Here is a 17,853-nt window from a genome sequence, read left to right on the forward strand (position 1 = left end):
AAGCCTCAAGGAGGTAGGAACGCCGTGCCCGGCCGCCAGTCGTCCATCGACACCATCCAGCGCGAGCTGACCGCCTTCGCCCGCCGTGCCCGGCACAAGGCCTCCCAGCTGCACCCCGACCTCTCCCTGGTCACGTACAGCATCCTCGACCTGATCACCGAGCGCGGCGGCTGCCGGGCCGCCGACGTGGCCGCCCACTTCATGCTCGACAAGTCGACCGTCAGCCGCCAGGTAACCGCCCTGGAGCGGCTCGGCCTGCTGCGCCGCGAGGCCGACCCGGACGACCAGCGCGGCCAGATCCTGCGCGCCACCGAGGCCGGGCTCACCCTGCTGCGGGACGCCAACGAGCAGCGCCGACTGGCCTTCACCACCCGCTTCACCGACTGGTCCGACGAGGACGTCGCCCGCTTCGCCGCCTACCTCGCCCGCTACGGCGAGGAGGGCTGACCCGGGGCCCCTCAAGGTCCGGCCCCGTTCCGGGGTGCGCCCCACCACCCCCACGGTGTACAGAGGAGAGGTGCCCCTCCGGCAGCGTCCCGATGAGCCGCGTCCGCGCGCCCGCCGCCGTTCCTGGCGGCCCGACCGCCGCGTGATGACGGCACTGCCGCTCGCACTGATCGTCCTGATCACCGTCGTCGACATCCTCGCTCCGCCGAGCATCCACCTCGGCCCGCTGCTGATCGTCGCCCCCGCGCTCACCGCCTCCCTCGCCGGCCCCCGGGCCACCGCCCGGGTCGCCCTGCTCGCCCTCGCCGCGCTCACCGTCATCGGCGCCGTCCGGGACGGCCTGACCAGCGCCAACATCGAGACCCAGCTCGGCGCGCAGGTGATCGTCTCGGCGCTGATCGTCGGCCTGCGGGTGCTGCGCGAGCGGCACGAACGCGAACTGGCCCGGGTGCGGCTGGTCTCCGAGGCCGCCCAACGGGTGCTGCTGCGCCCGCTGCCGGAACGGATCGGGCCGCTGCACCTGGCCTCCGTCTACCTGGCCGCCGAGGCCGAGGCACAGGTCGGCGGCGACCTGTACGCGGCCGCCCGGACCACCACCGGCACCCGGCTGCTGGTCGGCGACGTCCGCGGCAAGGGGCTCTCCTCGCTCGGCGACGCGGCCCTGCTGCTCGGCGCCTTCCGCGCCGCCGCCCACCTGCACGCCGACCTGCCGAGCCTGGCCGCGTACCTGGACGGCAGCGTCTCCTGGGACCTCACCCAGCTGGCCGAGCAGGCCCGGGAGGCCCGACGACGCCGGCTCGGCGGCAGAACCTCGGGCGACGCCGGCGCCGACGACACCGGCGAGTCCTTCATCACCGCCGTCCTGCTCGACATCCCGGACGACGCCCCGGTGGTCCACATGATCGACTGCGGCCACCCGCCCCCGCTGGTGCTGCACTCCTACGGACTCGGCCCGCTCATCGCCCGCTCCCCGGCGCCCCCGCTCGGCCTCGGCGAACTGGCCCCGAGCGGGTACGAAGCGGAGACCTTCCCGTTCGAGCCCGGCGACCGCCTGCTGATCTACACGGACGGCGTGATCGAGGCCCGCGACGCCCGCCGCCGCTTCTACCCCCTCACCGAACGCGTCGCCGCCTGGCAGTCCGAGCGCCCGTCCGTGCTGCTCCACCGCCTCCGCCGCGACCTCCTCGCCCACGTGGGCGGACGCCTGGACGACGACGCGGCGATGGTGGTGGTCGAGCGGCTCCCGGCCGGCACCGACTAGCCGCTCGGCCGGGGCTCGACGGCCCGGCCTGGCGTCGGGGCGGTCAGCTGCATCCGGGGACGGCGGTGGCACTGGCGCTGCCGGCCTGGCTGAGCAGCCCGCACAGGGTCGAGCGGGCGACCTTCCAGGTGCCGTTCTCGGCGACGGCCTGCCCGCTCGCGTTCGGCTCGACCACGTTGCCCTGGAGGGAGAGCGCGTAGAGGACGGTCGCGTCGGCGGCGTCGACGAAGACGACGTCGTTCACCTTCGCCTTCACCTGGCCCACCCGCGGGTCCTGCGCGAAGCCTGGAGCACCGGGAACAGCATGTCGCCGCCCTGGACCAGTTCCGCCTCGCCGGCGATCGGGGTGGCCGGGTCGAAGAACTTCTCCCAGTCGGCGGCGATCTCCGCCTTGGCGGCGACCGGGTCGGCGGGGACGATTCCGGTGGCGAGGTGGTGTTCTCTGGGGAGCCGGGGGAGCCGGTGCCGGGGCGGTTCGCGCTCAACTCCTGACCTCCCGTTGGTCCGTACCGCCGGCCGTCCGGTCGGCGCGCTCGCACCGTTGCCGGACCGCTCCCGCACCGCCTGGCGGCCGACGCCAGGGCCCGACGGACTCCCGACAATCCCGCGCCGGACGCAATGCCCGTCCCCATCCCCGGCAAACGGGACGTCAACTTCCCACTCCCGCCCTTGTTGACGTGGCCCCGCACCCGTACCGTCATCGGGCCGCGAGGCACCGGTGGCCCACCCGGTCCCACCTGGCCCCTCCGTCAACTCCAAAGGCACTGCCCCAGGTTCACCCCCAGACCGCAGGAGGCATCCCCGTTGCGCAACCGAAGAATCGCTCTACTGCTCGGCCCGGCGCTGCTCGGCCTCTCGCTACTCTCCCCCTTCTCCTCCTCCACCGCGAACGCCGCGAACGCCGCGAACGCCGCCACCACCGCAACGGCCGCCCCGGCGCTCCCCCAGGGCACCCAGAGCGACGCCGCCTACGCCGCGAGCCAGGCCGCGAACGCCGTGAGCAACGTGCAGGCCACCTCCGCCCGGACCAGCTGCTTCCGGCCCGAGGTGCCCTACGCCGCCAACAGCGGCCCGGCGGAGGGCTACAGCGGCATGACACCGTGCCCGGCCGGCGGTGCGACCACCGGTGAGGACACCGGCGCGGCCGGCCCGTACCCGACCCAGGTCGGCAGCAACCCCGGCTACCCGGCGGCGACGCCGATGCTGGTCAAGGGGCACTCGGAGTCGGACCTGCGGGTCGACCCGACGAACCCAAACCACCTGATCGGCGCCTCCAAGTGGGTGGTGAGCGCGGAGGGTTACAACCACCTGCTGGGCTTCTTCGAGTCCTTCGACGGCGGGCACAGCTGGCCGGTGCAGGGCCACATCCCCGGCTACGAGGGCTGGACGGACAACACCGACCCGGTGGGCGCCTTCGACACCTGGGGCAACTACTACTCGCTGCTGCTGCCCTACCAGTTCTTCTACAACGCCGACGGCTCGCACGACTTCAGCGTCGGCACTTCCCGGGAGGCCAACCCGGTGGTCGCCTCCCAGGCCATCTCGGTCGCGGTCCGCCCGCACGGCGCCACCACCGCCACCCAGTGGCTGACCACCCGCGGCGGCCACCCCGACTTCGTCGCGACCTACGACAGCATCGGCAACGGCCCCGACAAGCAGTGGATCGCCGTCGACACCAACCCCAACAGCCCGCACCTGAACCGCATCTACGCGATGTGGGTGGACTTCCACAACAAGACCCCCGTGCCGTACGTCGCGTACGCCGACGCCCGCCCGGACGGCACCCACACCGACTGGTCGACCCCGCAGGCGCTGCCCGAGCCGCCGAACACCCCGCAGGGCGCCACCTACCTGCTGCCCCACGTCGCCCCGGACGGGACGGTGTACACCACCCTCACCAACTCCGACCCGGCGCACCGGCTCTGCTGCGACGCGATCTTCCTGGACGCCTCGCACGACGGCGGGCAGACCTGGACCACCGTCTCCACCCTGCCGGGCACCATCACCCCGCCGCCCGGCTCGTACGCCAACACCACCTTCCGCGACGGCATCGAGGACACCTTCACCCTCGGCAGCCGGCCGGTGAACGGCCACTACCCGCTGTACGTCGCGTACGAGGACTACGCCACCGGTGTGGTGAACGTCCTGCTCACCGCCTCCTACGACGGCGGCGCCAGCTGGAGCGCCCCGATCCGGGTCAACGACAACGCCGCCCCGGTGGACGAGTTCCAGCCCAACCTGACCACCGGCCCCGACGGCACCGTGAGCGTCGCCTTCTACGACCGTCGGCTCGCCTGCGCCGCCGCCGGCACCGCCGAGGCCCGGGCCGCCGGGCTGGCCCTGGACACCGCCAACCCCAAGCACCCGGGCGCGCCCTACGGCGCCACCGACTACTGCGTCGACACCAGCGTCCAGTTCTACGATCCGACGCTCGGCCCGCTGGGCCACAACCTGCGCCTCAGCGCCCACTCCTTCGACCCGCAGCTGGACTCCCCGGTCGAGGGCTCGAGCACCTTCATCGGCGACTACTTCGGCAACGTCATCGGCGGCACGACGGACTACACCACGTCGGTCACCACCTACGACGACGGCACCAACCCCGCCCACCTGCAACAGCAGCAGGTCACGGCGGTGGCGGTCCCGCTGCACTGAGCCGGACCGTGAACTCCCGGCCCCCGGTGTCCGCCGCTCCGGGGGCCGGGCCCTTTCCGCTCGCCAGGCCTCCGTGCTCCTACGGCTGGTAGTTGTACGGCGTGGTGGTGCTCAGCCGCGCGAAGCCGAGCCGCTCCAGGATGGGGCGGCTCTGGTCGCTCGCGTCGACCTGCAGGTACTCGTAGCCGAGCTCGGCGGCCTGGCGGGCGCGGTGGGCCACCAGGGCGCGGTAGATGCCCCGGCCGCGCCAGGCGGGGACGGTGCCGCCGCCCCACAGTCCGGCGAAGCCGGTGCCCGGGTTCAGCTCCATCCGGGCGGCGCTCACCGGCTGGTCCCCGGCCATCGCGACGACCAGGCTGAGCGTGTCCGGGCTGTGCCGCAGGTGGTTGAGGATCCGCTCGCGCAGGCCGGGCATGTCCGTCCCGAAGGCCTGCTCGTGGGCCGCGACCACCAGGTCCACCCCGGCCGGGTCGGTCACCGGCTCCAGCCGGACGCCCTCGGGCAGCCCCGGGCCGGCGGGCAGGTCCGCGATCCGGGCGATCATCAGCGCCTCGTCCGGCTCGGCGGTGAACCCGGCCGCGAGCAGCCGCCGGCCGAGGTCGGCGGGGCGGTCATGGGCGTAGGTCTTCCACTCGAACTCCAGCCCCAGTTCGGTGAAGTGGCGCACCTGCGCGGCGATCGCGGCGTCCGCCGTGGCCGCGTCCAGGCCCGACCAGACGACGCCGTTCCAGGCGTGCTCCCCGCCCACCCGGCGCACCACGGCGCCGTCGCGCTCGACGCGGACGCCGGGGCCGTCGGGCTGCGCGTCGCGCCGGATCCGCTGGTCGAACAAGGCGAGTACATGATCACGATCCATCCGACCAGTCCAGCACGGCACGGGAGCGCGCGCCAGCGGTTTTCCGTCCCGCCGGGTCAGGTCCGCGGCGTGCGGATCACCTCGCTCGGCGCCGCCGCGCCCGTGATCGTGTCCAGGATCGCCCGGGCGGCCGCGAGTTCGTCCATCCGCCGGGTGATCCTGGCCCGCTCCCGGGCCAGGCCGTCGAGCAGTTGCGGGCAGGTCGGGCCGGGTCGGCGCTGCCCGGGGAGCGGCAGGCCCGGGAGGATCTCGGCGATCGCGGCGCTGTTGAGACCGGCCGCGAGCAGGGTGCGGATGCCGTGGACGGTGTCCACGTCCCGGTCGCCGTACTCGCGGTAGCCGCTGGGGCGGCGCTCGGGGGTGAGCAGGCCCTGCTCCTCGTAGTAGCGCAGGGCGCGCGGGGTGACCCCGGTCCGCCGGGCGAGCTCTCCGATCCGCATCGCGGCACCTCCGATCGACCGGCCGACGGGCTCCGGCCTTGACTCTGCCGTCGGCGTGAGGGTCTAGCGTAACCGCCATGCCGAACCGAGAATCCTTCTCAACCCCCTTTTCCGGCAACGCCGTTGCCGTGCTGGGCCTGGGCCCGATGGGCCGGGCACTGGCCGGGGCGCTGCTGGCCGCCGGCCACTGCGTCACCGTCTGGAACCGCACCCCGGGCCGGGACACCGAACTGCTCGCGCTGGGCGCCCGGCGGGCCGGCAGCGCCGCCGAGGCCGTGGCGGAGGCTCCACTGGTGCTGCTGTGCGTCCGCGACCAGCCGGCTGCCCGGGCGGTGCTGGCCGCCGCCGGGGAGGCGCTGCGCGGCCGGACCGTCGTCAACGCCACCTCGATCACCCCCGAGGACGCCCGGGCCGACGCCGCCGACGCCACCGCCCGGGGCCACCGCCTCCTCGACGCCGCGATCCTCACCCCCACCCCCACCATCGGCCGCCCGGAGGGCACCCTGCTGCTCAGCGGCGACCCCGAGGCCTTCGCCGCGCACGAGCCGACCCTGCGCGCCCTGGGCACCGTTCGCCACGTCGGCACGGACCCGGGACGGGCGGCGGCCTTCGACGCGGCCCTGCTGGACCTGTTCTGGACCACCGTGCACGGCTGGGTCCACGCCCTCGCACTGGCCCGCGCCGAGGGCCTCAGCGGCGCCGAACTCGTCCCGTACGCCCAGGGGTTGTCCCAGCTGCTACCACCGCTGATCAGGGACTACGCGGCGCGCGCGGACGAGCGCCGCCACCCCGGCGACCGCAGCAGCGTGTCCTCCGCCGAGGCCGGGCTGGCCCACGTCGCCCACACCGCCCGGGCTCGCGGGCTGGACACCACCGTGCTGGACGCCGCCCTCGCGGTCACCCGGCGGGCGGTCGAGGCCGGACACGGGGCGGACGGGGTGTCGGCGCTGGTCGAACTGCTCGCCCGTCAGGAGCCCTAGTGTCAGGAGCCGTAGTGTCAGGAGCCCTACGGTCAGCAGCCCGCTACTGCGCCAGGTACCCGCCGTCGACCGGCAGGACGGCCCCGGTGATGAAGGAGGCGTCGTCGGAGGCCAGGAAGAGCACGGCGGCGGCGACCTCGGCCGGGTCGCCGAGGCGGCGCATCGGGTGCAGCTTCTCGATCGCCTCCAGGTACTCCGTCCCGCCGGGCTCCTCCCGCAGCCGGGCGACCCGCTCGGTGGCGATCGTGCCGGGGGCGACGGCGTTGACCCGGATGCCGCGGTCCGCCCATTCGACGGCGAGGTGCTTGGTCAGCCCCGAGGCGACGAACTTGGCGGGCCCGTACACCGCCTGGCCGCGCTGACCGGCCTCGCCGGAGATGGAGGACAGGCAGACGATCGAGCCGCCGGGCCGTTCCTGGGCGGTCATCGCCTCGATCGCGTACTTGCAGGTGAGGAACATGCCGCGGCCGTCCACGGCCATCACCTGGTCCCAGTCCTCGGCGGTGGCCTCGGTGATCTCCATCAGCGGGATCACCCCGGCGTTGGCCACCAGCACGTCGAGCCGCCCGTGCCGCTCGACGGCCGCCCGGACCATCCGTCGGGCGTCCTCCTCCCGGGCCACGTCCCCGACCACCGTGCTGACGGCGTCCGGGAACCGCCCGGCCAGGCGGCGCAGCCCCTCCGCGTCCAGGTCGGTGGCGACCACCGACGCGCCCTCCCGGACGAAGCGTTCGGCGACGGCCCGGCCGATGCCGCTGGCCGCGCCGGTCACCACGCAGGAGCGGCCGGCCAGCCGCCCCGCCGCGTTCAAAGTCACCATGGGCGGGACTCTACCGAGCGCGGCGGCGCGGCACCGGGTTTCGGCGGGGCGGGACCATCCGCGCCGCTGGTCGGACGGGACCACCCGCGCCGCGGGTCAGTCGGTGAGCACCCGCGCCGAGGGTCAGTCGGGACCCCCGTGCCCCGCGGGTCAGACGGTGAGCACGATCTTCCCCCGCAGGTGCCCGTGCTCGCTGATCCGGTGCGCCTCGGCCGCCTGCGCCAGCGGGAGCACCCGGTGCAGCGGCAGCCGCAGGGTGCCGGCCTCGTGCAGGGCGAGCGCGGCGGCGAAGGCGGGCCGGTGGTAGGACTCGACGCCCTCGGCACCGCCGTTGAAGCGGACGCCGTACTGCGCGGCGCCCGCGAAGTCCGCGATCGTCAGCACCCGGTCCGCACTGCCGGTCAGCTCGATCGACAGCGGCAGCACGTCGCCCTTCCCGACCGCGTCCAACGCCCGGTCCACCCCGCCCGGGGCGGCCGCCCGCACCCGCTCGGCCAGGCCCTCGCCGTACGTCACCGGGATCGCGCCGAGCTCGCGCAGGTGGGCGTGGTTGGCCTCGCTCGCGGTGCCGACCACGGTGATGCCGCGCGCCCGGGCGAACTGCAGCAGCACCGTGCCGACCCCGCCGGCCGCGCCGTGCACCAGCAGGGTCTCCCCCGGCCGGACGCCGAGGACGTCCAGCGCCCGCTCGCTGGTCTCGGCCCCCACCGGGATCGCGGCGGCCTCCTCCCAGCTCAGCGTGGCGGGCTTGAGCGCCAGCTCGTCCGCGTCGAGCAGCGCCTGCTCGGCATAGCCGCCGCCCATCAGGCCGCCGAACACCTCGTCGCCGGGCGCGAAGCCGGTCACCTCCGCGCCGACCGCCTCGACCACGCCGGACACCTCGTAGCCGGGCACGGCGGGGAAGACTGCCGGGAAGAGCGAGTGCAGCTCGCCGCTGCGCTGCCGGTGGTCGATCGGGTTGACACCCACCGCGCGGACCGCGACCCGGACCTGGCCGGGCCCGGGGGCGGGCAGCTCGACGTCGATGGTGCGCAGCACGTCCGCGCCGCCGTACTGCGGGAAGGCGATCGCCTTGGTCATGGCAGGAATCCCTTGCGGTTTCCGGGAGTCGTCCCGGGGGTTGGTTGCTTCCGACGACTTCCATGCTGCGACGTCACGGCCCGGCGCCCGGCCGGTCTTTCGGACGGTTCGACCTGGCCGAAGGGACGGGCCGCCGCCGGCCGCCACGGGTTAGGGTCGAGGCATGGACCAGACCTGGCAGGAGCATTGGAGCCGCCCCGAGGACGCCCTGGCCCGGGCCGTCGAGGTGCTGCGCACCCCCCGGCCGGACGTGCTGCGGCGGCTCGGCGAGGTGATCGCCACGCTCGTGCCGTACGAGGTGATCGCGCAGCTCAACGGCATCTGCACGTTCTCCCCCACGCACGCCTACGGGCCTCCCGAACTGGCCGACCAGGTCACCGGACTGGACCTGTCCCGGCTGGCCGAGCACGCCGCCGGAACGACCGCGACCGGTCACCCCTGGCAGGGTGAGGGCGAACTCGCCGGAGACGTACGTCCGGTGGTGGTGACCGCCGCGACCGGCCCGGGCAGCGACGGCAGCGCCGTCCTGGTCCTCGTCCGGGCGCACGCCGACCCGGTGGACCCGCGCGCGCTCACCCTGCTCCAGCGGTTCTGGGAGCTGGCCGTCGCCCACACCGACCACCGCGCCACCGACGCCGCCCCCACCCACGCGGCGGTCTCCCGGGCCGCCGCCAACGCCCGCGCCCGGGCGATCGCCGAGTTCACCGGCACCCACGGCGCGGCGCTCAGCGCCGTCCTCGCCCCGCTGCGCTCGACCGACCTGGACGACGCCGCCGCCCGCCGGGCCGCCACCGAACTCGCCGTCACCGCCCTGCTCGACCTGCGCCGCGCCGCCGACCTCGACCGGGCCCTCAGCGAGGAACCCGCCGACGCCGCCTTCGCCCGGCTCGCCCGCGAACTGCGTCCGCTGCTGCGGCACACCCGGGTCCGGCTCGACCTCGCACCCCCGGCGGACGCCACCCGGTCCGTCCCCGCGGACACCGCCCACACCGCCCGGGACGCCGTGCGGGTCGCCGTCATGCTGATGCTGGACCAGGAGAAACCCACCCGGCTGCACCTGAGTTGGCAGTTCACGGCGGACGGCGCACTGCGCGCGGTGGTGCGCGACGACGGCCTCGGGCTGCTCGCCGCCGACGCCCTCACCGTCCACCGCACCGCCGACCGGATCGCCGCCCTCGGCGGCCGCTACGACGTCGAATCCGTCCCCGGCTGGGGAACCACGGTGACGGTCGACCTGCCGCTCGGCCTGCCCTCGCCCACCGCCGCCACCGACCCGCTGGACGGGCTCCAGCCCCGCGAGCTGGAGGTGCTCGACCAGCTGGCGCAGGGCCGCCGCAACCGGGACATCGCCGCGGCGCTGCACATCAGCGAATCCACGGTGAAGTTCCACGTCGCCAACATCCTGGCCAAGTTGGGCGTCGGCTCGCGCGGCGAGGCGGCCGCGCTGGCCCACCGCGCCGGGATGCCCGGCGCCGCGCGGCTGCACGTGGCATCCTGAACCGGTTCCGCCGCCCCGCCCGATGACGGCCGCCACAGCCGATGGCAGCCGATGACAGGAGTCCCGATGACCCCGCCCGCCCCACCGCGGACCATCCTCATCACCGGTGCCACCGACGGCCTCGGCCGCGCCCTCGCCCACCGCCTCGCCGCCGAGGGCGACACCGTCCTGTTGCACGGCCGCGACCAGGGTCGGCTCGACCGCACGGCCGAGGAGATCGCCGATCAGCGGGCCCGGACGGAACTGTGGGAGCGCAGCCTGAAGCTCATCGGCCACGCCGGCATCTGAGAGCTGACATGACCACCTGGGACCCTTCCACCCCCGGCGTGCTGCAACTCCCCTCCGGCCGCCTGCTGCGCGGCCGCGGCGTCCGCAACCCGCTGCCGCCCGGGCCGCCGCCCGACTTCGGCATCTACCTGCTGGGGCGCGAGCCGCAGCCCCTGCCCTGGGAGAGCCGCTGGGTCCGCTGGCCCGACTTCCGCCTGCCGGCGGACCGCGCGGACGCGGCCGACGCCTTCCGGCAGGCCTGGGAGCGGTGCGCCGACGAACGCGTCGAACTCGCCTGCGCGGGCGGACGGGGGCGCACCGGCACGGCGCTCGCGTGCATCGCGGTGCTGGACGGCGTACCGGCGAAGGAGGCGGTCGCGTACGTGCGGGAGCACTACAGTCGGCACGCGGTGGAGACGCCCTGGCAGCGGAAGTTCGTGGAACGGCTGGCCTAGGCTCGATGCCCGTCACTCCTCCGCGAGGACCAGCGCGGCGCCCCTCTCCTCCGGCCGCCAGCCGGCCTCGAGGCCAGCCCGGATCAGGTCGGCGACCAGGGCGGGCTTGACCGGCTCCAACCGGAAGACCTCGTCGATCCGTTCGGGCGGGGCGGTCAGCAGCACCCCGTAGTGCAGCCACGGGTTGTCGAAGCGCCGCGTCGCGAGGAGCGGCCGGTACGGCCCGCCCGGCCGGTCGAGCCGGATGCGCACGTCCACGTGGGCGGTGTCGCGGAGGCGGACCACCCAGCGGTAGTCATGGCCGTCGACGTGGATGCGGCGTGCTCTCTTCGATCTCACCCGGCGACGATACGCCCGCGCCTCACAGGTCCCAGGGCTGTCCGGCGGCCCAGTCTTCCAAGCTGCGCCATTCGACGGTCGGGTGCTCGGCGTGCAGGGTGTCGGTGTCGATGTCGAGGCCGACCTCCTGGAAGTAGCGGAACATGGCGGCGAGGTCCTCGGAGTAGGTCTCGACGACGGACAGCGGCACCTCCTGGCAGCGGATCGGCCGCCCGCTGGCGGCGGTGATCGCTGCGGCGATCTGTTCGCCGGTGCACCACTGCGAGGCGATGTCGATGCGCTTGCCCGCGTAGGCGTCCGGGTGGGTGAGGACGTGGGCGGCGAAGGCGCCGATGGTCTCGGCGGCGATCACCGGGAGGGGGACGCCGGGCGGCATGGGGAGGTGGAAGACGCCCTCGCGCAGGGACTCGAGGGTCCAGTCGTTGGCGTAGTTGTCCAGGAAGGCGGCCGGGCCGATGACGGTCCAGGGCAGGTCGAGGCCGGCGAGGTGCTGTTCGATGCGCTGCTTGGAGTCGAAGTGCGGGATACCGGTGGAGCGGTCGGCGTTGGTGGCGGAGGTGAACACGACGTGCCGCAGGCCGGTGGTGGCGGCCGCCGCGTCGAGCAGGGCGATGCCCTGGCGGACCTCGGTGTCGAGGTCGGTCCCGAACGGGGTGGACATCGCGAACAGTGCGCCGGCGCCGTCGAGGGCGGCGGTCAGCGAGGCCGGGTCGTCGAAGTCCGCGCGCACCAACTCGGCTCCGAGCGAGGAGAGTTCGCGGGCGGATGCGGAGTCGGTGTCGCGAGTGAGGGCGCGGACCGGGCATCCGGTCCGGAGCAGGGCGCGGGCCGTTGCGCCGCCCTGGGCGCCGGTGGCGCCGGTGACGGCGACGGGAAGCTTGGCATTTATCTGCGTCATGCAGTCAATATATGAAGAGATCTCTGCGTGGCGCAACTTATTTCCGGTCGGCCGGTTACCCTGGCCCCATGACGCCCACCCGCGACGAGCTGATGGCCCGGCTCTGGCCGGTCTCACGCCGCTACCTGGCCTCCTACGTGCTGTTCAACCAGGCCGTCGCCGACCACCTCGGCATGCACCCGACCGACGTCCAGTGCCTCAACCTGCTCACCCTGGAGGACGGCCCGGTCACCACCGGCCGGATCGCCGAGCTGACCGGGCTCACCAGCGGCTCGGCGACCCGCCTGGTCGACCGGCTGGAGAAGGCCGGCCTGGTGGTCCGGCGGCGGGACGAGGCGGACCGCCGCCGGGTGCTGGTCGCCGTCCTCCCCGAGGCGCTGACCCGCTTCGGGGAGGTGTGGCGCAGCCTCGGCGCCGACTGGGCGGCCGTCTTCGCCGAGGACAGCGAGGACGAACTCGCCTTCCTGCTGAGGCACATGAACCGTACGGTCGAGCTCAGCCACCGGCAGATCGCCCGCCTCGCCGACCAGGACCGCTAGGTCTTCCGCAGGTCCGGCGCCGGCGCCCCGATCAGCAGCCGCCGCACCGCGTCCCAGGCCGCCCGCAGGGCGGCCGCGCAGGCCCGGGTGTCGGAGTCGAGCAGCCGCAGCCAGGCGCCGCTGTCCTGCGGCAGCACGCTGACCCCGTACAGCAGTCCGCTCCCCGCCAGCGCCTCGTGCAGCACGTCGGCGATCCGGGCCGCCGGGGCGAGCGGGCTGAGCACGTACAGGCTGGACAACACGTCGTGCCCGCCGAGCACGGCCGGGCCGGCCACGCCGCCCCCGGCAGGCTCCAGCCGTACCGTGTCCAGGGCCACCAACTCTCCTGACGGGCGCCGCACTTCGAGGTCGGAGGCGAACACCTGGTAGGCGTTGCGCTCGCCCCGGGCGAGGCGGCCGGCCAGCACGGTCTCGCCGGCCAGCACCGTCGCCCCGGCGTCGACGGTCAGGACGGTGCGCTGGTAGAAGCGCGAGTCGACGAAGGGGATCACCGGCTCGGGCAGGTACTCCACGTAGGCGCCCGGCCCGGCCGCCAGGTTGACCAGTTGGGTCGCGTAGTCGTGCTCCATCCGGTAGACCTTGGTGGCCGCCTGGGTGGTCAGGTGGACGGCCGTGTCGGCGCCGCAGCGGATGTCGGTGCGCAGCCGGTCGGCCTGGAGGATGCCGCCCCCGGTGGACATCAGCAGGGTGACGGCGAGGTCGGGGCGGGCCGGGTCGAAGTGGAGCGGGCGCATGATCTGCAGCGGCGACTTCTGGTAGTGGCCGGTGAGTTCGGTGCGCCCGCCGATCCGCTCGAAGGCCAGTTCCAGCAGCCCGACCTTGCCGGGGCGCCCGACCGCGAGGGTGTCGGGCGTCCCGGCGTGCCGGCGGACCTCGTACGGGACGCGGGCCGGCTCGTAGTGCCGGGGGTCGAGCCGGGGCGGGGCGGCCACCGGTGCAGCCGTCACGCCGCGACCAGCCGTCACGCCGGGACCTTCCGGAAGGTCTCCAGGAAGGCTGCGATGGACTCCAGCCCTTCCCCGGTCAGGCAGTTGGTGAGCACCACCGGCCCGCCCTCGCGCACCCGGCGGGCGTCGGACTCCATGATGCCGAGGTCGGCGCGGACGTACTGGGCGATGTCGATCTTGTTGATGACCAGCAGCTCCGACTCGGTGATGCCCGGGCCGCGCTTGCGGGGCATCTTCTCGCCCTCGGCGGTGTCCAGGACGAACAGGAAGAGGTCGACCAGCACCGGGCTGAAGGTCAGCGTGAGGTTGTCGCCGCCGGACTCGTACAGCAGGGTGTCGACGTCGGGGAAGCGCTCCAGCATCTCGGCCCCGGCGGCGAGGTTCATGGTCGGGTCGTCCCGTACGGCGGTGTGCGGGCAGGCACCGGTCTCGACGCCGACCACCCGCTCGGGGTCGAGCACCCCGGCGAGGGTGCGGCGGACGTGCTGGGCGTCCTCCTGGGTGTAGATGTCGTTGGTGATGACCGCCGGGCGGTGGCCGCGCGCGATCAGCACCGGCACCAGCGCCTCGATCAGCGCCGTCTTGCCGGAGCCGACCGGTCCGCCGATGCCCACCCGGAGCACGTTGTCGGTCATGGGATTTCCTTCGGTCGTAGGGGTGTTCAGCTCGCGAACAGCCGGGCCTCGGCCCGCTCGTGCCGCCCGGACATCGCGTCCGCGATCGGTACGCAGCCGCCGAGGTCGGCCGGCTCCCGCACCAGCGCGGCCGCCACCACCTCCCGGATCACCGGGGCGGCGGCCCGCAGCACCACCTGCGCCCTGCGGTGGTCGGTCAGCCGCAGCCGCAGCGCGGCGCCGACGAAGCTGGCGCAGAAGGCGAACAGGTCGCTGGCGACGGCCTGTTCGACCGGTACGGCGGCCGAGGCGTAGGCGACCCCGGCGGCCACCGCCTGGCAGCCGGGGGCGCGCTTGGCGGCGACCAGTTCCGCGTACCGCTCGAGCGGCTCGCCGCCCACCGACTCCCGGGCGATGTCCAGGAGTTGGCGTCCGGTGCGGGTGGCGGCGAGCCTCAGCTCGCGGTTGAGCTTGGTGGCGTGCAGTCGCTGGTCGAGCTCGACCAGCAGTTCCCAGTCGCCTTCCGAGGCGGCCCGGTGGGCCAGCGCCAGCGCCGTCGCGTCGGACGGTCCGACGCCGTGCCGCAGCAGGTCGGCGAGCAGCTCGGGCACGGTGTCGGGGGTGACGGCCTTCGCCTGGGCGTAGCCCTCCAGGCCGTGCGAGAGGGTGTAGAAGCCGCTGGGGAAGGCGGAGTCGGTCAGCTGGAGGCTGACCAGCAGGGCGTCCAGCCCGTCTCCCGGGAGGCTGCTCACGCGAGGTAGAACAGGTGGTTGAGCGGCAGTTCGCGGGCCGGCTCGATGGTGGCGGGCTCGCCGTCCAGGGTGACCTTGTAGGTCTCCGGGTCGACCGCGATCTTCGGCAGGGCGTCGTTGCGCAGCATGTGCTGCTTGCCGACCGAGCGGCAGTGCCGCACCGGCAACACCCGGCTGTCAAGGCCGAGTTGCGCCGGCACGCCGAGGTCGACGGCGGCCTGGGACATGAAGCTGATCCGGGTGGCCTGCTTGGCCCGGCCGAACGCGCCGTACATCGGGCGGTAGTAGACCGGCTGCGGGGTGGGCAGCGAGGCGTTCGGGTCACCCATCAGGGCCCAGTTGATGACGCCGCCCTTGATCACCATCTTGGGCTTGGCGCCGAAGGAGTTGATCGGCCAGAGCACGATGTCGGCCAGCTTGCCGGGCTCCAGCGAGCCGATGTGCTCGGCGGTGCCGGAGGCGATCGCCGGGTTGATGGTGAGCTTGGCGAGGTAGCGCAGCACCCGGAAGTTGTCGTTGCGCTCGGTGTCGCCGGCCAGCTTGCCGCGCTGCTCCTTGCAGTGGTGGGCGGTCTGGAAGGCGCGGGTGAAGGACTCCCCGATCCGGCCCATGGCCTGGGAGTCGGAGGAGAAGATCGAGATGACGCCCTCGTCGTGCAGCACGGTCTCGGCGGCGATGGTCTCGGCGCGCACCCGGGAGTCGGCGAAGGAGACGTCCTCGGGGATGTCGTGGCTGAGGTGGTGGCAGACCATCACCATGTCCAGCAGCTCGTCGACCGAGTTGACGGTGTAGGGCAGGGTCGGGTTGGTGGAGGACGGCAGCACGTTGGGCTCGCCGGCGATCCGCATGATGTCGGGGGCGTGGCCGCCGCCCGCGCCCTCGGTGTGGAAGGTGTGGATGGTGCGGCCGTCGATCGCGGACAGGGTGTCCTCGAAGAAGCCGGACTCGTTCAGGGTGTCGGTGTGGATGGCCACCTGCACGTCGTACTCGTCGGCGACGCTCAGCGCGCTGTCGATGGCCGCCGGGGTGCTGCCCCAGTCCTCGTGCACCTTGAGCCCGCACACGCCCGCCTCGACCTGCTCCCGCAGCGCGCCCGGCAGCGAGCCGTTGCCCTTGCCGAGCAGGCCGACGTTGACCGGGAGGTCCTCGACCGCCTGGTACATCCGGCCGATGTTCCACGGGCCGGGCGTACAGGTGGTGCCGTTGGTGCCGTCGGACGGGCCGGTGCCGCCGCCGATCAGGGTGGTGATGCCGTTGCTCAGCGCTTCCTGCGCCTGCTGCGGGGCGATGAAGTGGATGTGGGTGTCGATGCCGCCGGCGGTGGCGATCAGGTGCTCGCCGGAGATCACCTCGGTGCCGGGGCCGATCACCAGCTTGGGGTGCACCCCGCTCTGGGTGTGCGGGTTGCCGGCCTTGCCGACGGCGGCGATGAAGCCGTCCTTGACGCCGATGTCACCCTTGACGACGCCGAGCACCGGGTCCAGCACGACGACGTTGGTGATGACCAGGTCGAGCGCGCCCTGGCCGGCGGTGGCGGCCGGGTCCTGGGCCATGCCGTCGCGGATGCCCTTGCCGCCGCCGTAGACGGCCTCGTCGCCGTAGTGGCCCTGGTTGAAGTCCTGCTCGACCTCGACCACGAGGTTGGTGTCGGCGAGGTGGAAGCGGTCACCGACGGTGGGGCCGAAGAGGTCGGTGTACTGCTTGCGGGACAGGATGGCCATCAGCGGTCGCCTTCGTTCCGGTGGTGTGTGCGGTACTGCCCCGCGCTGGGTTCGTCGTCCTTGTGGTCGAGGTTGGCGCCCTTGAAACCGAGGGCGATCGCCCGGTCGATGGCGCGGGCGCGGGTGTCGCGCGCGGTGATGCCGCCGTCCACGAGGCTGCTGAAGCCGACCAGGCGGCGGTGCCCGCCGAACTCGGCGAGCGTGACGTCCTTGGTGTCGCCGGGCTCGAAGCGGACGGCGGTGCCGGCCGGGATGTCGAGGTGCTTGCCGAAGGCGGCGTTGCGGTCGAAGTCGAGGGCCCGGTTGGCCTCGAAGAAGTGGTAGTGGGAACCGACCTGGATCGCCCGGTCGCCCGTGTTGCTGACCGTGATGGTGGCCTTGGCTCGGCCGGCGTTGATCTCCACCGGGTCGTCGCCGTACAGGTACGCGGCGCCACCAGACATGGCTGGCCTTCCTCTCTGCCGGTTCAGTGGGGGGTGTGGGTGTGGGGGTGGTTGCTGCTGTGGCTGTGATGGTGGTTTTCGCCCGGGCCGTGGCTGTGGGCGTAGCCGTGGCCGTGCTCGGCGTCCAGACCGGCCCGGATGCCGTCCTCGCCATGGCCGAGCAGGTGCAGCGCGGCCGCCGTGCGGGCGGCGATCACGCCGCCGATCGCGGACGGCCGCAGCAGCGGGCCGCCGTCCCGTACGCCCTCGAGCGGGCCGGCGGGCAGGGCCGGGCCGAAGGAGGCCGGGACGGCCGTGATCCTCTCCGCGCCGAGCAGGCGGCAGCGTTCGGCGCCCTCGGCCGGGCTCGGGTCGCCGCCCGCGAGGGCCACCTCGACCAGTCGGTGCCGCCCGTACTGGCGGACCAGGCGGGCGATCCGGAACAGTTCGGCGTCCTCGAAGGGGCCGGCCGCCGGGGCGGTGACGAGGACGGCGTCCCCGTTGCCGGCCGAGGCCGCGGCGGCGCGCAGCCAGCCGATCAGGTGCTCGGCGGCGCCGAAGGGCGCGGTGAGCGCGAGCCGTCCGCGGCCCTCGCCGGTGGCGAGCCAGCGCAGGGCGCGGGCGGTGTCGGCGACCAGTTTCGGGTCCCGTCCGAGGGTCATCGGGACGACGCACACCGGTGCGTCGCCGGCCGCCAGGGCCGAGCGGACGGCTTCGGCGAGCGGCCTCCCGGCGGCCGCCGCGGCGAGCACCACTGGCGCGTGTCCCGCCGGCTCGCCTTGGACCAGGGCGGCCAGGTCGCGGCCGCCGCCGCTCTCGTGCCCGCCGGCCAGGACGACCACCGCAGGCTGAGGTGCGGTCATCG

22 protein-coding genes are annotated in these 17,853 nt (G+C 74.0%); 8 read left to right on the forward strand and 14 right to left on the reverse strand.

The genetic code is table 11. The features are described from left to right. Window positions 1-24 precede the first annotated feature (24 nt). Entirely contained in the window at window positions 25-447 is a 423-nt protein-coding gene (locus tag O1G21_RS09445; RefSeq protein ID WP_270142454.1) for a MarR family winged helix-turn-helix transcriptional regulator, read from the forward strand. A 145-nt stretch (window positions 448-592) separates the two neighbouring features. Further along, the gene (locus O1G21_RS09450; RefSeq protein ID WP_270142456.1) at window positions 593-1,708 is read left to right on the forward strand and encodes a PP2C family protein-serine/threonine phosphatase; all 1,116 of its coding nucleotides are present in this window, start codon (window positions 593-595) and stop codon (window positions 1,706-1,708) included. 43 nt (window positions 1,709-1,751) lie between these two features. Here O1G21_RS09450 and O1G21_RS09455 read toward each other — a convergent pair whose 3' ends face one another. Then, on the reverse strand, window positions 1,752-1,964 hold the full coding sequence (locus O1G21_RS09455; RefSeq protein ID WP_270142457.1) for a hypothetical protein: 213 nt from the start codon (window positions 1,962-1,964) through the stop codon (window positions 1,752-1,754). Continuing rightward, entirely contained in the window at window positions 1,961-2,269 is a 309-nt protein-coding gene (locus O1G21_RS09460; RefSeq protein WP_270142458.1) for a hypothetical protein, read from the reverse strand. The genes O1G21_RS09455 and O1G21_RS09460 overlap by 4 nt, the downstream gene beginning before the upstream one ends. Window positions 2,270-2,512: 243 nt before the next feature. Here O1G21_RS09460 and O1G21_RS09465 point away from each other — a divergent pair, with 243 nt between their 5' ends. Then, a complete protein-coding gene (locus O1G21_RS09465) occupies window positions 2,513-4,360 on the forward strand; it encodes a sialidase family protein (RefSeq protein WP_270142459.1) in 1,848 nt (615 codons plus the stop codon). Between the two features lie 79 nt (window positions 4,361-4,439). On the opposite strand, the gene O1G21_RS09470 is transcribed toward O1G21_RS09465, so the two are convergent. Together O1G21_RS09470 and O1G21_RS09475 are read right to left on the reverse strand one after the other, a co-directional pair. Next, on the reverse strand, window positions 4,440-5,216 hold the full coding sequence (locus O1G21_RS09470; RefSeq protein ID WP_270142460.1) for a GNAT family N-acetyltransferase: 777 nt from the start codon (window positions 5,214-5,216) through the stop codon (window positions 4,440-4,442). A 56-nt stretch (window positions 5,217-5,272) separates the two neighbouring features. Next, complete coding sequence (locus O1G21_RS09475) at window positions 5,273-5,656, reverse strand: MerR family transcriptional regulator (protein ID WP_270142461.1); 384 nt, start codon at window positions 5,654-5,656, stop codon at window positions 5,273-5,275. A gap of 77 nt (window positions 5,657-5,733) precedes the next feature. Here O1G21_RS09475 and O1G21_RS09480 point away from each other — a divergent pair, with 77 nt between their 5' ends. After that, entirely contained in the window at window positions 5,734-6,636 is a 903-nt protein-coding gene (locus O1G21_RS09480) for an NAD(P)-dependent oxidoreductase (protein WP_270142462.1), read from the forward strand. Window positions 6,637-6,679: 43 nt separating this feature from the next. Here O1G21_RS09480 and O1G21_RS09485 read toward each other — a convergent pair whose 3' ends face one another. Next, entirely contained in the window at window positions 6,680-7,456 is a 777-nt protein-coding gene (locus O1G21_RS09485; RefSeq protein ID WP_270142463.1) for an SDR family NAD(P)-dependent oxidoreductase, read from the reverse strand. A gap of 150 nt (window positions 7,457-7,606) precedes the next feature. Further along, window positions 7,607-8,536 carry an NADP-dependent oxidoreductase gene (locus tag O1G21_RS09490; protein WP_270142464.1) on the reverse strand — a complete coding sequence of 310 codons (930 nt, stop codon included), beginning with the start codon at window positions 8,534-8,536 and terminating at the stop codon, window positions 7,607-7,609. A 163-nt stretch (window positions 8,537-8,699) separates the two neighbouring features. Here O1G21_RS09490 and O1G21_RS09495 point away from each other — a divergent pair, with 163 nt between their 5' ends. The 3 genes from O1G21_RS09495 (at window position 8,700) to O1G21_RS09505 (ending at window position 10,756) form a co-directional block, all read left to right on the forward strand. Further along, entirely contained in the window at window positions 8,700-10,034 is a 1,335-nt protein-coding gene (locus O1G21_RS09495) for a helix-turn-helix transcriptional regulator (protein ID WP_270142465.1), read from the forward strand. 66 nt (window positions 10,035-10,100) lie between these two features. Beyond that, complete coding sequence (locus O1G21_RS41360) at window positions 10,101-10,322, forward strand: SDR family NAD(P)-dependent oxidoreductase (RefSeq protein ID WP_333493443.1); 222 nt, start codon at window positions 10,101-10,103, stop codon at window positions 10,320-10,322. A gap of 8 nt (window positions 10,323-10,330) precedes the next feature. Then, window positions 10,331-10,756, forward strand: coding sequence for a protein-tyrosine phosphatase family protein (locus O1G21_RS09505; protein WP_270142466.1), 426 nt, complete (start codon window positions 10,331-10,333; stop codon window positions 10,754-10,756). A 12-nt stretch (window positions 10,757-10,768) separates the two neighbouring features. Here the strand turns inward: O1G21_RS09505 and O1G21_RS09510 are convergent, their stop codons facing one another. Next, entirely contained in the window at window positions 10,769-11,095 is a 327-nt protein-coding gene (locus O1G21_RS09510) for a hypothetical protein (protein WP_270142467.1), read from the reverse strand. A 22-nt stretch (window positions 11,096-11,117) separates the two neighbouring features. Then, a complete protein-coding gene (locus O1G21_RS09515) occupies window positions 11,118-11,993 on the reverse strand; it encodes an NmrA/HSCARG family protein (RefSeq protein ID WP_270142469.1) in 876 nt (291 codons plus the stop codon). Between the two features lie 68 nt (window positions 11,994-12,061). Between O1G21_RS09515 and O1G21_RS09520 the strand changes: the two genes are divergently transcribed. Next, window positions 12,062-12,532, forward strand: coding sequence for a MarR family winged helix-turn-helix transcriptional regulator (locus O1G21_RS09520; RefSeq protein ID WP_270142470.1), 471 nt, complete (start codon window positions 12,062-12,064; stop codon window positions 12,530-12,532). Here the strand turns inward: O1G21_RS09520 and O1G21_RS09525 are convergent. The 6 genes from O1G21_RS09525 to O1G21_RS09550 are packed head-to-tail and all read right to left on the reverse strand — an operon-like array spanning window position 12,529 to window position 17,851. Beyond that, window positions 12,529-13,497, reverse strand: coding sequence for an urease accessory protein UreD (locus O1G21_RS09525; protein ID WP_405000616.1), 969 nt, complete (start codon window positions 13,495-13,497; stop codon window positions 12,529-12,531). The genes O1G21_RS09520 and O1G21_RS09525 overlap by 4 nt on opposite strands. After that, window positions 13,494-14,114, reverse strand: coding sequence for an urease accessory protein UreG (gene ureG, locus O1G21_RS09530; protein WP_270142471.1), 621 nt, complete (start codon window positions 14,112-14,114; stop codon window positions 13,494-13,496). The genes O1G21_RS09525 and ureG overlap by 4 nt, the downstream gene beginning before the upstream one ends. Window positions 14,115-14,140: 26 nt before the next feature. Then, entirely contained in the window at window positions 14,141-14,845 is a 705-nt protein-coding gene (locus O1G21_RS09535) for an urease accessory protein UreF (protein ID WP_270142473.1), read from the reverse strand. Continuing rightward, window positions 14,842-16,566, reverse strand: coding sequence for an urease subunit alpha (gene ureC, locus O1G21_RS09540; RefSeq protein WP_270142475.1), 1,725 nt, complete (start codon window positions 16,564-16,566; stop codon window positions 14,842-14,844). The genes O1G21_RS09535 and ureC overlap by 4 nt, the downstream gene beginning before the upstream one ends. Beyond that, complete coding sequence (locus O1G21_RS09545) at window positions 16,566-17,009, reverse strand: urease subunit beta (RefSeq protein ID WP_270142477.1); 444 nt, start codon at window positions 17,007-17,009, stop codon at window positions 16,566-16,568. Before O1G21_RS09545 ends, ureC begins: the two co-directional genes overlap by 1 nt. Window positions 17,010-17,032: 23 nt before the next feature. Next, the gene (locus O1G21_RS09550; protein WP_270142479.1) at window positions 17,033-17,851 is read right to left on the reverse strand and encodes a sirohydrochlorin chelatase; all 819 of its coding nucleotides are present in this window, start codon (window positions 17,849-17,851) and stop codon (window positions 17,033-17,035) included. Window positions 17,852-17,853 lie beyond the last annotated feature (2 nt).

It is taken from the genome of Kitasatospora cathayae (assembly GCF_027627435.1).
GTDB classification, from domain to species: Bacteria; Actinomycetota; Actinomycetes; order Streptomycetales; family Streptomycetaceae; genus Kitasatospora; species Kitasatospora cathayae.

Coding starts and splice junctions, on each gene's coding strand:
- O1G21_RS09450 (WP_270142456.1), top strand. CDS start 593: ATGACGGCACTGCCGCTCGCACTGATCGTCCTGATCACCGTCGTCGAC.
- O1G21_RS09470 (WP_270142460.1), bottom strand. CDS start 5,216: ATGGATCGTGATCATGTACTCGCCTTGTTCGACCAGCGGATCCGGCGC.
- O1G21_RS09475 (WP_270142461.1), bottom strand. CDS start 5,656: ATGCGGATCGGAGAGCTCGCCCGGCGGACCGGGGTCACCCCGCGCGCC.
- O1G21_RS09480 (WP_270142462.1), top strand. CDS start 5,734: ATGCCGAACCGAGAATCCTTCTCAACCCCCTTTTCCGGCAACGCCGTT.
- O1G21_RS09485 (WP_270142463.1), bottom strand. CDS start 7,456: ATGGTGACTTTGAACGCGGCGGGGCGGCTGGCCGGCCGCTCCTGCGTG.
- O1G21_RS09490 (WP_270142464.1), bottom strand. CDS start 8,536: ATGACCAAGGCGATCGCCTTCCCGCAGTACGGCGGCGCGGACGTGCTG.
- O1G21_RS09495 (WP_270142465.1), top strand. CDS start 8,700: ATGGACCAGACCTGGCAGGAGCATTGGAGCCGCCCCGAGGACGCCCTG.
- O1G21_RS41360 (WP_333493443.1), top strand. CDS start 10,101: ATGACCCCGCCCGCCCCACCGCGGACCATCCTCATCACCGGTGCCACC.
- O1G21_RS09505 (WP_270142466.1), top strand. CDS start 10,331: ATGACCACCTGGGACCCTTCCACCCCCGGCGTGCTGCAACTCCCCTCC.
- O1G21_RS09515 (WP_270142469.1), bottom strand. CDS start 11,993: ATGACGCAGATAAATGCCAAGCTTCCCGTCGCCGTCACCGGCGCCACC.
- O1G21_RS09520 (WP_270142470.1), top strand. CDS start 12,062: ATGACGCCCACCCGCGACGAGCTGATGGCCCGGCTCTGGCCGGTCTCA.
- ureG (WP_270142471.1), bottom strand. CDS start 14,114: ATGACCGACAACGTGCTCCGGGTGGGCATCGGCGGACCGGTCGGCTCC.
- ureC (WP_270142475.1), bottom strand. CDS start 16,566: ATGGCCATCCTGTCCCGCAAGCAGTACACCGACCTCTTCGGCCCCACC.
- O1G21_RS09545 (WP_270142477.1), bottom strand. CDS start 17,009: ATGTCTGGTGGCGCCGCGTACCTGTACGGCGACGACCCGGTGGAGATC.
- O1G21_RS09550 (WP_270142479.1), bottom strand. CDS start 17,851: ATGACCGCACCTCAGCCTGCGGTGGTCGTCCTGGCCGGCGGGCACGAG.